The 12,353-nt window shown below is 68.7% G+C and carries 11 protein-coding genes; 6 read left to right on the top strand and 5 right to left on the bottom strand.

Going from position 1 to position 12,353, the window contains the following annotated elements; genetic code table 11:
* Positions 1 to 35: 35 nt before the first annotated feature.
* From AC07NG_RS08745 to AC07NG_RS08730, 4 genes are all read left to right on the top strand, one after another.
* Positions 36 to 1,280 (top strand): SGNH/GDSL hydrolase family protein, encoded by a 1,245-nt coding sequence (locus AC07NG_RS08745; protein WP_492856019.1) that lies wholly within the window; start codon positions 36 to 38, stop codon positions 1,278 to 1,280.
* Positions 1,281 to 1,356: 76 nt separating this feature from the next.
* On the top strand, positions 1,357 to 1,536 hold the full coding sequence (locus AC07NG_RS08740; RefSeq protein WP_492856020.1) for a hypothetical protein: 180 nt from the start codon (positions 1,357 to 1,359) through the stop codon (positions 1,534 to 1,536).
* Between the two features lie 322 nt (positions 1,537 to 1,858).
* Positions 1,859 to 3,121, top strand: coding sequence for a serine hydrolase domain-containing protein (locus tag AC07NG_RS08735; protein ID WP_494593370.1), 1,263 nt, complete (start codon positions 1,859 to 1,861; stop codon positions 3,119 to 3,121).
* A 31-nt stretch (positions 3,122 to 3,152) separates the two neighbouring features.
* The gene (locus AC07NG_RS08730; RefSeq protein ID WP_494593368.1) at positions 3,153 to 3,920 is read left to right on the top strand and encodes an SDR family oxidoreductase; all 768 of its coding nucleotides are present in this window, start codon (positions 3,153 to 3,155) and stop codon (positions 3,918 to 3,920) included.
* Between the two features lie 29 nt (positions 3,921 to 3,949).
* On the opposite strand, the gene AC07NG_RS08725 is transcribed toward AC07NG_RS08730, so the two are convergent.
* From AC07NG_RS08725 to AC07NG_RS08715, 3 genes are all read right to left on the bottom strand, one after another.
* Complete coding sequence (locus AC07NG_RS08725; protein WP_494593366.1) at positions 3,950 to 4,366, bottom strand: hypothetical protein; 417 nt, start codon at positions 4,364 to 4,366, stop codon at positions 3,950 to 3,952.
* A 117-nt stretch (positions 4,367 to 4,483) separates the two neighbouring features.
* On the bottom strand, positions 4,484 to 5,329 hold the full coding sequence (locus tag AC07NG_RS08720) for an arginyltransferase (RefSeq protein WP_492856024.1): 846 nt from the start codon (positions 5,327 to 5,329) through the stop codon (positions 4,484 to 4,486).
* Positions 5,330 to 5,439: 110 nt separating this feature from the next.
* On the bottom strand, positions 5,440 to 6,339 hold the full coding sequence (locus AC07NG_RS08715) for a flagellar motor protein MotB (protein WP_487288271.1): 900 nt from the start codon (positions 6,337 to 6,339) through the stop codon (positions 5,440 to 5,442).
* 127 nt (positions 6,340 to 6,466) lie between these two features.
* Between AC07NG_RS08715 and AC07NG_RS08710 the strand changes: the two genes are divergently transcribed.
* Entirely contained in the window at positions 6,467 to 7,324 is an 858-nt protein-coding gene (locus AC07NG_RS08710; RefSeq protein ID WP_494593363.1) for an NAD(P)-dependent oxidoreductase, read from the top strand.
* Positions 7,325 to 7,327: 3 nt separating this feature from the next.
* Positions 7,328 to 8,395, top strand: coding sequence for an alpha/beta fold hydrolase (locus tag AC07NG_RS08705; RefSeq protein WP_494593361.1), 1,068 nt, complete (start codon positions 7,328 to 7,330; stop codon positions 8,393 to 8,395).
* Between the two features lie 480 nt (positions 8,396 to 8,875).
* Here AC07NG_RS08705 and AC07NG_RS08700 read toward each other — a convergent pair whose 3' ends face one another.
* The gene (locus AC07NG_RS08700) at positions 8,876 to 9,766 is read right to left on the bottom strand and encodes a 3'-5' exonuclease (RefSeq protein WP_494593359.1); all 891 of its coding nucleotides are present in this window, start codon (positions 9,764 to 9,766) and stop codon (positions 8,876 to 8,878) included.
* Positions 9,742 to 12,090, bottom strand: a complete 2,349-nt coding sequence (gene ligA / locus AC07NG_RS08695; protein ID WP_494593357.1) for an NAD-dependent DNA ligase LigA — start codon at positions 12,088 to 12,090, stop codon at positions 9,742 to 9,744. The genes AC07NG_RS08700 and ligA overlap by 25 nt, the downstream gene beginning before the upstream one ends.
* Positions 12,091 to 12,353: the final 263 nt, after the last annotated feature.

The following is a 12,353-nucleotide window of genomic DNA, read 5'->3' as shown; positions in this document are numbered from 1 at the left end:
GGCGGACGTCAACCGCCGTTGCGTGGGGAAACGCCGTGAAACGACTTCTTCTGTCCGCCGCCCTGGTTCTGGCCCTGGCCCCGAGCGCGCCGCTGCTGGCCGCCCCCTCGAAAGCTTCGAAAGCCCGTCCCGCCGCCGCCGCCGCGACCGCGCCGGCCTGGCGCAGCGCCTGGGGCAATGCGCCGATCGCGCCGCAGGCCGTGGCCCGGCCGGGGGAGGCGCGGGCCTTCACCGACGTCACGGTGCGCCAGGTCATGCGGCTGAACGCCGGCGGCGACGCGCTGCGGCTGCGGCTGTCCAACGAACTCAATGAGCGCCCGCTGGCGGTGGGGGCGATCACGGTCGCCCCGGCCGACGCCGACGGCAAGATCCTGGGCGCGCCGGTCGCGGTGACCGTGGGCGGCAAGTCCGAGTTCACCCTGGCGCCGGGCGCGCCGCTGCTGACCGATCCGGTCGCCCTGCCGGTCAAGGCCATGGACCGGGTGTCGGTGGCGATCTTCTATGTCGGGACCCAGGCTCCCGCCGGCCACCGCGTGCGCCTGTTCGTGGCCCCGTCCGGCAACCACGTCGCCAAGAGCCTGATCCCGGGCGAGGAGACCCTGCGCGGTCCGGGTCTGGTCAGCGGCGTCGAGGTGCGAGGCGCGGGCGAGGCGCAGGTGCTGGTGGCGATCGGCGACTCGATCACCGAGGGCTCCGGCTCGACCGCCAACGCCGACAAGGGCTATCCCGAGCAGCTGGCCCAGCGGCTGGCCGCGCGCGGCGAGGGCTGGAGCGTCGTCAACATGGGCGTCGGCGGCGGGCGGCTGCTGCGCGAGGTGTCGGGACCCAGCGCCCTGTCGCGTTTCGACCGCGACGTTCTGAGCGTGGCGGGCCTGAAGGCGGTGTTCCTGCTGGAAGGCATCAACGACATCGGCCGTCCGGCCCAGCCGGGCTTCGCCGCCGATGCGGTGACGCCTGAAGACCTGATCGCCGGATACCGCCAGCTGATCGCCCGGGCCCACGCGCGCGGCGTGAAGATCTATGGCGGCGTCATCCCGCCGTTCGAGGGCGCGGCCTATTACCACGAGAAGGGCGAGGCCACGCGCCAGGCGGTCAACGCCTGGATCCGCACCAGCGGCGAGTTCGACGGGATCGTCGACTTCGACGCGGTGCTGCGCGACCCGGCCAAGCCCAGCCAGCTGCGCGTCGAGACCCACGGCGGCGATCACCTGCACCCCAACGACGCAGGCTACGCCCTGATGGCCGAGGCTATCGACAAGGCGCTGTTCTCGGCGAAGTAGAAGTCTGGCGTCGGCTTGTCGCGATGGTGGAAAGCGGGCTAGCTCCCCGCAGTATTCTTGTGAGGGGGCTTTTCCGATGAAGACCATCAAGTCGCTGCTGGCCGGCGCGTTCATCCTGGCGGCGCCGACACTGGCCCATGCGGCCGACGGCGACTCGAAGAAGTCGACGGCGGTGTTCATCGCCCTGTTCGCGGTGTTCTGCGGCGTGGGGACGATGTTCCTGGCCGTGGCCGCGAACGCCAAAAAGAAGAAGTAGGCGGTCTTCCCTTTCTCCCTTCCCCCTTGATGGGGGAAGGGTCGGGGATGGGGGTGACTACTGAATCGGCGGCGGCGAGGCGTTTGACGCCGCACCACCCCCACCCTTGCCCCTCCCCCATCAAGGGGGAGGGGATCGCGGAAAACCTCCGCTCCCCTTCCTGACACCATCCCGCTCTTCCAAGGCGTGATTGCACCTGTCGCAATCCCCGGTAAGGTCGCCTCCAAACGGCTGTTTGGGGTGATGTATGGCGATGCAGGGTTTTGGGCGGCGTTTCGGGTTGGCGACGGCCCTGGCCTTCTCTCTGGCGATGGGTGGGGCGATGGGCGCATCGCCCGTCCTGGCCGCCCCGAAGCCGGCGTTGCCGACCGCCGCGCCGCAGAGCGTCGGCGTCTCGCCCGAACGGCTGAAGAGCCTCGACGCCCTGATGAAGAGCCTGGTCGCCGAGGGGCATCTGCCGGGCGCCAGCACCATGCTCATCCGCCACGGCAAGGTGGTCAGTTTCGAGACCTACGGCGTCCAGGCCTATGACGGGCCGCCGGTGACCAAGGACACGATCTTCCGCATCTATTCCCAGACCAAGCCGGTCACGGGCGTGGCGATGATGATCCTGTTCGAGGAGGGCAGGTGGCGTCTCGACGACCCGGTGACCAAGTACATCCCGGAGTTCGCCAACCTGCGGGTCTACAAGGGCGTCAACGCCGACGGCTCGTTCGTCACCGAGCCCGCCGACCGGCCGCCGACCATGCGCGAGATCATGAGCCACACGGCCGGCTTCGCCTATGGCCTCAACCCCGACAATCCGGTCGACAAGGCCTATGTCTCGACCGGGGTGCTGAGCTCCAAGAGCGGCCAGGAGTTCGTCGAGAAGGTCGCCAAGCTGCCGCTCTACGGCCCGCCGGGCAAGCAGTGGAAGTACAGCGTCGGCGTCGACATCCAGGGCTTCATCGTCGAGAAGCTGTCGGGCCAGAGCCTGCCGGACTTCATGCAGAAGCGCATCTTTACGCCGCTGAAGATGCGGGACACCGGCTTCTCGCTGCCGCCGGAGAAGTTCTACCGCCTGGCCGACCTCTACATGTGGAGCGGCAAGGACAAGAAGATCGTCCCGGCCGAGGGCTTCATGGTGCTGGACATCACCAAGCCGCCGGTCGTGGCCTCGGGCGGCGGCGGGCTGGTCTCGACCTGCACCGACTACGCCCGCTTCGCCCAGATGCTGCTGAACGGCGGCGCGCTGGACGGCGTGCGCATCCTGTCGCCGGCGACGGTGAAGCTGATGGCGTCGGATCACCTGCCCGACGCGATCCTGGACGATCCCAAGGCCGGGTTCTCGAAGGCCACCGGCAAGGGCTTTGGCCTCGACTTCATGGTCGTCACCGATCCGGCCCGGGCCGGGACGCTGGCGGGGAAGGGGACCTACAGCTGGGGCGGCGCGGCCGGCACCTGGTTCTGGATCGACCCGGCCAACGACCTGATCTTCCTGGGCATGATCCACGTGCTGGGCAAGGACGGCGACCCGGCCCTGCGCAATCTCGACGAACGCACGGCGACCCTGGTCTACCAGGCGCTCACCAACCCTGAAAAATAAGCCCGGAAGAACGGGCGCGGAGGAAACGCTAATGCTGGAAATGTTCTCCCTCGAGGGCCGGGTGGCGCTCGTCACCGGCGGGTCGCGCGGCATCGGCCGGATGATCGCCGAGGGCTTCCTGCGCTACGGCGCGGCGAGGGTCTACATCACCGCCCGCAAGGCCGGCGCCTGTGACGCGGCGGCCGAGGAGCTGTCGGAGTTCGGCGAGTGCGTGTCGCTGCCGGGCGACATCTCGACCCTGGAGGGCGTGCAGGGCCTGGCGGCGCGGATCACCGAGCGTGAGAAGAAGCTCGATATCCTGGTGAACAACGCTGGCGCGGCCTGGGGCGCGGCCTTCGACGAGTTTCCCGAGGCCGGCTGGGACAAGACCGTCGACCTCAACATGAAGACCCCGTTTTTCCTCACCCAGGCCCTGATCGGTCCGCTGCGCGAAGCGGCCAAGGCCCGCGTGGCCAAAGTGATCAACATCGCCTCGATCGACGGCCTGTCGGTGACCAAGGAGGAGACCTATCCCTACGGGGCCAGCAAGGCCGGCCTGATCCACATGACCAAGCGCATGGCCCTGCGCCTGGCGGCCGACAACATCGCCGTCTCGGCCATCGCGCCGGGCGCCTTTCCCAGCGACATGAACCGCGTCGCCCGCGACCACGCCGACGCCGTGGCCAAGCACATCCCGGCCGGCCGTATCGGCGAGCCCGAGGACATGGCCGGCGCGGCGATCTACCTGGCTTCGCGGGCGGGGGACTATGTGATGGGGTCGACGATCACGGTCGACGGCGGGGTGGCCTGGTCGCGGTAAAATCACCTCTCCCCAGTTGGGTCCAGGGCTCAGCGGGAGAACCGCTTGTCGAGGCACTTCTCCTCGATGACCTCGTCGATGCTCACCCGGTAGACCGCCACGACGACGGCGCAGAGATCCGGGGCGAGCGGACGGGTCGCGGGTCTGTGCTGGGTCTTGGGCGCGTTCAGCAGGGGCGGCTTGGCGGACAGGGCGACGTAGATCCGGCGTTCGCCGTACTGCGAGTTGCCGTAATAGGTCCGGTCATGAGCTTCGCCGGGAGCGAAGAGCCGCACTGCCTTGAACTTGGGGTCGCTCTGGAACCGCGCCAGCGCCGCGTCGACCTTGGCGATTTGCCGGTCGGTTGGCCGCCAGTCGCTCAGGAGCGTGTTTGACCTAACACGATCGCAGCCCGCCAGGACGGCGAGCGAGGCGAGCAGGGGGATCGTGAGCCGTGAGCAATGCAAGACGTTGACCTCGGGGAACTGGGTGTTCCTCCGATCATGAGGTCGCAACCTGCGCCATGTAAATCCAGGGTGTCGCGCGGATGGGTTTCATCCACCGCCGCGTGAGCCGGAGGAAGGCTAGGGCTTCCCCGCCGCCGGCAGTTCGGTCAGCGGCACGGCGTCCGACAGCTCGACCTCGCGCACGGCAGGCGCGGGGGCGGCCTTGGGCGGGCGGGCGCCGCGTTCGCGGGCCGACATCAGCGACCAGCCGCCGGGCTTGAGGATCTCCAGCGGCGAGAACTTGGCCTTGTAGGCCATCTTCTCCGACCCCGGCACCCAGTAGCCCAGATAGACGTAGGGCAGGCCGGTCAGGCGGGCCTGGACGATGTGGTCGAGGATGATGAAGGAGCCGAGGCTCCGACGGACCTCGGTCGGGTCGTAGAAGCTGTAGACCAGCGACAGGCCGTCGGCGAGCACGTCGACCAGCACGCAGGCCACCAGTTCGCCCGGACCGCGATCGACCGACGGGCGGCGGTATTCGATCAGGTGGGTGCGGACAGCGGTGTCCTCGACCATGGCGACATAGTCGGGCCAGGTCATCTCGGCCATGCCGCCGTCGGCGTGACGGGCGACGAGGTAGCGGCGCAGCAGCTCGAACTGCTCCAGCGTGGCCTCGGCCTCGACCAGGTGGCGAACGAGGTCGCCGTTGCGGCTCAGGGCGCGACGCTCAGAGCGCGAGAATTCGTAGTCGACCGCGGGCGCGCGCGCCGACTGGCAGGCGCGGCAGGTCTCGCAGGCCGGGCGGTAGGCGATGTTCTGGGAGCGGCGGAAGCCGACCTGGGTGAGGCCGTCGTTGACGCCGGGGCCGTCGGACAGGGGCAGGTGCGTGAAGACCTTCCGCTCCTGGCGGCCGGCCAGGTACGGGCATGGGGTCGGCGCCGTCAGGAAGAACCGAAGCTGTCGCGTCGGAAAATGCTGCGTCACGTCGTCCCTGTCCCCTTCCTCCGGCCAGGCCCCCGCCTATGCCTCAAGGGTGATTAGGCGGCATGCCGAGCCGTTGTGCAAGCAGGACAAACGCGTGACGCGTCATACGGTCACAGGTTGTCGGGCAGGACGGGCTTTTCGCGCAACAGGACGATGGAGATCCGGCGGTTGCCGGCCAGGGTGGGATCGTCGGCGTAGAGGGGCTCGGAATTGGCCTTGCCCGACACCTGGTAGATGCGGTCGTCGTCGACGCCGGCCCCGCGCAGGATCTGGCGCGAGGAGTCGGCGCGTTGGGCCGACAGGGACCAGTCGCTGTCGGCCTTGCGGCCGCGGGCGTCGGCGCTGGTGTGGCCCGAGACGGTGATGCGGTTGGGCAGCTGGTTGATGACCTTGGCCACGGCGCGCAGCAGCAGGCGGGCCCGGTCGTTGGGCTCCTTGCTGTTTTCCTTGAACATCGAGCGGCCTTCCTGGTCGATCAGCTGGATGCGCAGGCCTTCCGGGGTCTGGTCGATCATGATCTGCTTCGACAGTTCGGCCAGTTCGGGCATGTCCTGCAGCGACTGGCGCAGCGACTGGGCGGCAGAGGCGAAGCTGTCCTGCTCCTTCTTGGCCAGGGCGTCGCGCAGGGCCTGCTCGCTGGCCGAGTCGAGGCTGGCGGTGGTCGAGGACTGGCCGTCCTGGTTGGTCTGGTCGGGAGCCTCGGGGGCCATCTGCTGGACGACCGACATCTTGCCGTCGGCCTTGGCGCCGTCGTCGCCGAGCGAGGTGCCGCCGAGAATGCCGCCCGAGCCGCTGGTGCTGGACGAGATCGAGGCGGGGGCGAAGTAGTCGGCGATGCCCTGCTTCTGCTCGGGGCTCGTGGTGTTGAGCAGCCACATCAGCAGGAAGAAGGCCATCATCGCCGTCACGAAGTCGGCATACGCAACCTTCCAGGCGCCGCCATGGTGACCATGACCGCCGCCCTTCTTGATCTTCTTGATGATGATCGGCGCTTCGCCGGTCGACGCCATCGTGCTTAAGCCTGCTTAACCCTGTCGGGGCAACCTGAAGGCAGGACGTTAAAATGGCGTTGCGATCGCAGGCCCGAGGGGCCAGACACGGCTCCGAAACCGCAGGGTGCGGCAAGGAGTCTCGCGCATGAAGACGGCGTTCATCGGCCTGGGAGTGATGGGCTTTCCGATGGCGGGCCACCTGCAGGCCGCCGGCCACGACGTGACCGTCTATAACCGCACCGCGCAGAAAGCCGCCCGCTGGGTGGAAAAGCACGGCGGCGGCAGCGATCCGACCATCGCCGGGGCGTCGAAGGGCGCGCAGCTGGTCGCCCTGTGCGTGGGCAACGACGACGACGTCCGCGCCGTGGTGGGCGAGATCCTGCCGGCGCTGGAAGCCGGCGCGATCATCGTCGACCACACCACCACCTCGGCCAAGGTGGCCCGCGAGATGGCGGAGCTTTGCGCCGCCAAGGGCGTGGGCTTCCTCGACGCGCCAGTATCCGGTGGCCAGGCGGGGGCCGAGAACGGCCAGCTGACGATCATGGTCGGCGGCGACGAGGGATCTTACGCGGCGGCCGAGCCGGTGCTCAACGTCTACGCCAAGGCCATGCGCCGCATGGGGCCGTCGGGCGCTGGCCAACTGACCAAGATGTGCAACCAGATCGCCATCGCCGGCGTGGTCCAGGGCGTGGCCGAGGCGCTGCATTTCGCCAAGCGCGCCGGCCTGCCGACCGACGACGTGCTGGCGGCGATCTCCAAGGGCGCGGCCCAGTCCTGGCAGATGGAGAACCGCTGGGGGACGATGTCGCGCGGTGAGTTCGAGTTCGGCTTCGCGGTCGACTGGATGCGCAAGGACCTGGGCATCGCCCTGGACGAGGCGGCCAGCAACGGCGCGACCCTGGAGGTCACCAAGCTGATCGACGGCTTCTACGGCGAGGTGCAGGACCTGGGCGGCAGCCGCTGGGATACGTCGAGCCTCGTGGCCCGGCTGGAGAAGAAGTAAGCCATGCGCCGCCTGCTGCTGACCCTGGCCGCCTGCGCGGCCCTGAGCCCCGTCGCCGCCTTCGCCGCTCCGGCCGTCGCGCCTAAAGACGGCGAGTTCGTCGTGAAGGACTTCAAGTTCCGTTCGGGCGAGACCCTGCCGGAGCTGCGGCTGCACTACACGACGCTGGGCGAGCCCAAGAGGGACGCCCAAGGGCGGGTGACCAATGCGGTGATGGTGCTGCACGGTACGGGCGGGTCCGGAAAGCAGTTCCTGTCGCCGCAGTTCGCCGACGAACTGCTGGTCCCCGGCGGTCTGCTGGATCCGGCGCAGTGGTACGTGATCCTGCCCGACGGCATCGGCCACGGGAAATCGTCCAAGCCCTCGGACGGGCTACGGGCGAAGTTCCCGCACTATGATTACGACGACATGGTCGAGGCTCAGCATCGGCTGCTGGTCGAGGGGCTGAAGGTGGATCGCCTGCGGCTCCTGATGGGCACGTCGATGGGCTGCATGCACGCCTTCGTCTGGGGCGAGGCGTATCCGGGCTTCGCGGCGAAGCTCGCGCCCTTCGCCTGCCAGCCCGTGGCCATCGCCGGCCGCAACCGCATGTGGCGCAAGATGACCATGGACGCCATCAAGGCCGACCCGGCCTGGAACGGCGGCGACTATGTCGACCAACCGAAGCAGGGTCTGCGCACGGCGACCGACTTCCTGATCATCGCCGGCGCCTCGGCCCTGCCCATGCAACTGGCCCTGCCGACCCGCGAAGCCACCGACAAGGCCCTGGAGGCCGACTTCGCCCGCCGCATCGCAGGGCTCGACGCCAACGACCTGCTCTATCAGGTGGATGCGTCGCGCAACTACGACCCATCGGAAGGGCTGGAGAAGATCGAGGTCCCGGTGCTGTGGGTCAACTCGGCCGACGACTTCATCAACCCGCCGGAACTGGGGATCGCCGAGCGCGAGGTGAAGCGGCTGAAGCGCGGGCAGTTCGTGCTGCTGCCGGCCAGCGAGAAGACCAAGGGCCACGGCAGCCACACCTGGGCGGTGCTGTGGAAGGACCGTCTGGCGGCGTTCTTGGCTCAGTGATCCTTCTCCCCTTGCGGGAGAAGGTGGCGGCCAGGAGGCGATGGTGAGGTTCTTAGGGCTCCCACCAAGCCATATATACCGAGTGGATTAAAGCATCTGGATTGGCCGTCGCCTGCCCTGCACTTGGATAGTGGCGCCGGTCGCGTCGATCGGGATCATATTTTCTGTAATTGGTGTGGCGTCGATCTCGCTTAATTGAATCTTGAATTCTTCCTTCAAGCCAAAGCGCGTCCGATCTGTTCAGCTTGTCTTCCAAAATAACCATGTGCTGACACTCAAGATATTTGTATCCGGAGTGTCGGGCCCATCGCTGTTGGGCGGTGAAACCGATGACATAAGAGCCGACATATCTGGACGCTGCGATCGCCCAAATCGTGTCGAGATAAGCGTCAACCCGTCGTGCCTGCATCATTTTCGTCGTCCTGCCTCACGACCATGATACGTATCAGGGGGTGAGGTTGACGGTTCTTCGATGACTAGTCACCCCACCAGCGCTAGCCACTCGTCCTCGCGCATCACTTGCACGCCCATGGCCTCGGCCATGCGCAGCTTGGCGCCCGCGCCAGGGCCGGCGACGACCAGATCGACCTTGCGGCTCACCGAGAGCACGACCCGCGCGCCCATGGCGGCGGCGAGGTCCTGGGCGTCGGGGCGGCTCATGGTGTCGAGCTGCCCGGTGAACACCACCGTGCGGCCGGCCAGCCGGCGCTCGGCGCCGGGCGGCAGGACGGGGCGGGGCGGCGGCGGGGCCTTCCTGGGGAGATGGCGGCTCTGCGAGGGGGCATAGCCGCCCTGGTCCAGCCGGCCGAGCGTCAGGCCGATGCGGCCGGGCAGGGCGTGGATACCGCCCGCGCCGGTCTCGATCGCGGCGGCCAGGGCCACCGCGCCGCAGGCATAGGCGTCGCCGGCCGCGTCGTGGTGCTTGAAGTCGATCCCCAGATGGCGGCCGACCACGTTCAGCTTGTGCGACACGAGATCCGGCCAGACGCTGCGGGCCACCTGCACGGTGCACATGTAGTCGAAGGCCGGCGGGGCCACGCCATAGTGCTCGCAGGTGCGGCGGATGACGCTGATGTCGAAGGCCGCGTTGTGGGCCAGCACCAGGGCGCCGTCGAGGTCCTCGCGCAGCCTGTCGAGCACGGCCGGGAACTCGTCGGCGTCGCGCACATGGTTCGGGCCGATACCGTGGAAGGCGATGTTGAACGGCGCGAACCGCATGTCCCACGGCCGGATGTAGTGGTGATCGACGCGGGCGACCGCGCCGTCCTCGATCCAGGCCAGACCGATCGAGCAGGGGCTCGACCGGGTCTCGTTGGCCGTTTCGAAGTCGATGGCGACGACCTTCATCAGCCGGCGACCAGGGCCAGCCACTCGTCCTCGGTCATCACCTGGATGCCGAGGTCCTGGGCGGTCTTGAGCTTGGAGCCCGCGCCGGGGCCGGCGACGACCAGATGGGTCTTCTTGGAGACTGACGAGGCGACCTTGGCGCCCAGGGCCTCGGCCTGGGCCTTGGCCTCGTCGCGGGTCATCTTCTCCAGCGAACCGGTGAAGACCACGGTCTTGCTGGCCACGGCGGTGTCGGTCTTGGGCTTGGCGACGGCCTGGACGTCGAGCTGGGCCAAGAGGTTCTCGACCTTCTGGCGGTTGTGCTCCTCGGCGAAGAAGCGGGCCAGGGATTGGGCGGCGACTGGGCCGACCCCATCGACGGAGGCCAGGTGCAGGTAGTCCTCGCCCGGCGCGCCCTTGGCGGCCTCGGCCAGGCCTTGCGCGAAGGCGTCCCAGGTTCCGTAGCGCTGGGCAAGGGCGGCGCGGGCCGGCTTGGTCAACTTGGGCACCACCTGGCCGATCTTCAGCTCAAGGTCTTCCGACTGCGGCCAGGGATCGGCGGGCACGCCGGCCCGGCCTGCCTCGACGAGCAGGTCCAGCGCCTTGGGGCCGACGCCGGCGGCCGTCGACAGCTCCAGATAGGTCGCGCCCGGCAGGCCCTTGGCGGCGGCTTCGGAGGCGGCCTGCAGGTCGGCGAACTGGTCGAAGTGGCGCGCCAGCACGGTCGAGGTGGTCTCGCCGATGTCGCGGGCGCCCAGGCCGTAGATCATCCGGTCGAGGCCGATGGTGCGGCGGGCGTCGATGCCGGCGATCAGGTTCTTGACCGAGGTCTCGCCGTAGCCGTCGCGTTCGCGCAGGGCGGCCAGCTTCTCCTCGTCGCGGGCCAGGCGGAAGATGTCGGCCGGCTCGTTGATCCAGCCTTCCTCGAAGAAGGCCTGCAGCTGCTTTTCGCCCAGGCCCTCGATGTCGAAGGCGCGGCGGGAGACGAAGTGGCGCAGGTGCTCGACGCGCTGGAACGGGCAGGCGAACTCGCCGGTGCAGCGACGGACCACGGACTCCACGCCGTTGGCGTTGATCTCCTGGGCCAGGGCCGTCTTCAGCGGGCACTCGCAGACGTGCGGGAACTCGTAGGGGGCCGCGCCTTCCGGACGGGCGGCGACGTCGACCTCGACGATCTGCGGGATCACGTCGCCGGCGCGTTGCAGGACGACGGTGTCGCCGATGCGGACGTCGAGGCGGGCGATCTCGTCGGCGTTGTGCAGGGTGGCGTTGGTCACCGAGACGCCGCCGACGGTGACGGGCTTCAGCCGCGCCACGGGCGTGTGGGCGCCGGTGCGGCCGACCTGGATGTCGATGGCTTCGAGGATCGTCTTGGCGCGCTGGGCCGGGAACTTGCGGGCGATGGCCCAGCGGGGCGAGCGGGAGACGAAGCCCAGTCGGCGCTGCCGCTCAAGGTCGTCGACCTTGTAGACGACGCCGTCGATGTCGAAGGGCAGTTGCGGGCGCAGGGTCTCGAAATGGGCGTAGACGTCGAGCAGGCCTTGCGCGCCCTCGACCTTCTGGGCCGGCGGGGCGGTGGTGACGAAGCCCCATTCCTCGAGCTTTTCCAGCGCTTCCCACTGGCCGGCGGCGAAGGGCTCCGACGCCAGGCCCCAGGCGTAGCCGAAGAAGCGCAGCGGCCGGGTGGCGCTGATCTTCGGGTCGATCTGGCGCAGCGACCCGGCGGCGAAGTTGCGCGGGTTGGCGTAGGTGCGCGAACCGGCTTCCTCGGCGGCCCGGTTGAAGGCGGCGAAGGCCTCGAGCTCGACATAGACCTCGCCGCGGATCTCGATCACGTCAGGCCAGCCCGAGCCCTTCAGCTTGTGGGGGATGTCGGCGATGGTCTTGAGGTTGGCCGTGACGTCCTCGCCGACACGGCCGTCGCCGCGCGTGGCGCCTTGGACCAGCACGCCCTTCTCGTAGCGGATCGATGCCGACAGGCCGTCGATCTTGGGTTCGGCGGTGTAGAACACCGGCTCGTCGGCGCCGATGCGCAGGAAGCGGCGGATGCGGGCGTCGAACTCGGTCGCCTCGTCGTTGGAAAAGGCGTTGTCGAGGCTGAGCATCGGCACGCCGTGCTCGACCGGCGAGAACTGGGCCGAGCGCGCGGCGCCGACCTTCAGCGACGGCGAGTTCTCGCGGACGTGCTGGGGAAAGCGCGCCTCGATGTCGGCGTTGCGGCGCTTGAGCTCGTCGTACCCAGCGTCGTCGATTGTCGGGGCGTCGTCCTGGTAGTAGCGCAGGTCGTGGCCGGCCATCTCGTCGGCGAGACGTTCCAGTTCCTCGACGGCTTGGGCTTCGGTGAGGTCGGCGACGGGGATCTGAGACACGGGCAGGCGAATCCGGTTGCGGGCGGCGGGGCACAGTAGAGGAACCTCCCCCTCTGTGGGAGGTGGCCCGAAGGGCCGGAGGTGGGACGTTTTCAGCCGCCGTGCGATCCCTCTCCCCTTGCGGGAGAGGGTGGCCTGCGAAGCAGGTCGGGTGAGGGGTCTCTCAAACCTTGAAGCTGCGTGCAGCGGTCAGGCCGGGCGGAGCGTCCCACATCTGAGAGACCCCTCATCCGACGGCTTCGCCGCCACCTTCTCCCGCAAGG

The sequence above is a fragment of the Caulobacter sp. GW821-FHT10C03 genome (genome assembly GCF_059415485.1).
This window is presented reverse-complemented; position numbering and strand designations above follow the sequence as displayed.

What these genes read in the sequence shown, in the direction of transcription:
- AC07NG_RS08740 (WP_492856020.1), top strand. Translation starts at nt 1,357, where the DNA reads ATGAAGACCATCAAGTCGCTGCTGGCCGGCGCGTTCATCCTGGCGGCG.
- AC07NG_RS08735 (WP_494593370.1), top strand. Translation starts at nt 1,859, where the DNA reads ATGGGCGCATCGCCCGTCCTGGCCGCCCCGAAGCCGGCGTTGCCGACC.
- AC07NG_RS08730 (WP_494593368.1), top strand. Translation starts at nt 3,153, where the DNA reads ATGCTGGAAATGTTCTCCCTCGAGGGCCGGGTGGCGCTCGTCACCGGC.
- AC07NG_RS08715 (WP_487288271.1), bottom strand. Translation starts at nt 6,339, where the DNA reads ATGGCGTCGACCGGCGAAGCGCCGATCATCATCAAGAAGATCAAGAAG.
- AC07NG_RS08710 (WP_494593363.1), top strand. Translation starts at nt 6,467, where the DNA reads ATGAAGACGGCGTTCATCGGCCTGGGAGTGATGGGCTTTCCGATGGCG.
- AC07NG_RS08705 (WP_494593361.1), top strand. Translation starts at nt 7,328, where the DNA reads ATGCGCCGCCTGCTGCTGACCCTGGCCGCCTGCGCGGCCCTGAGCCCC.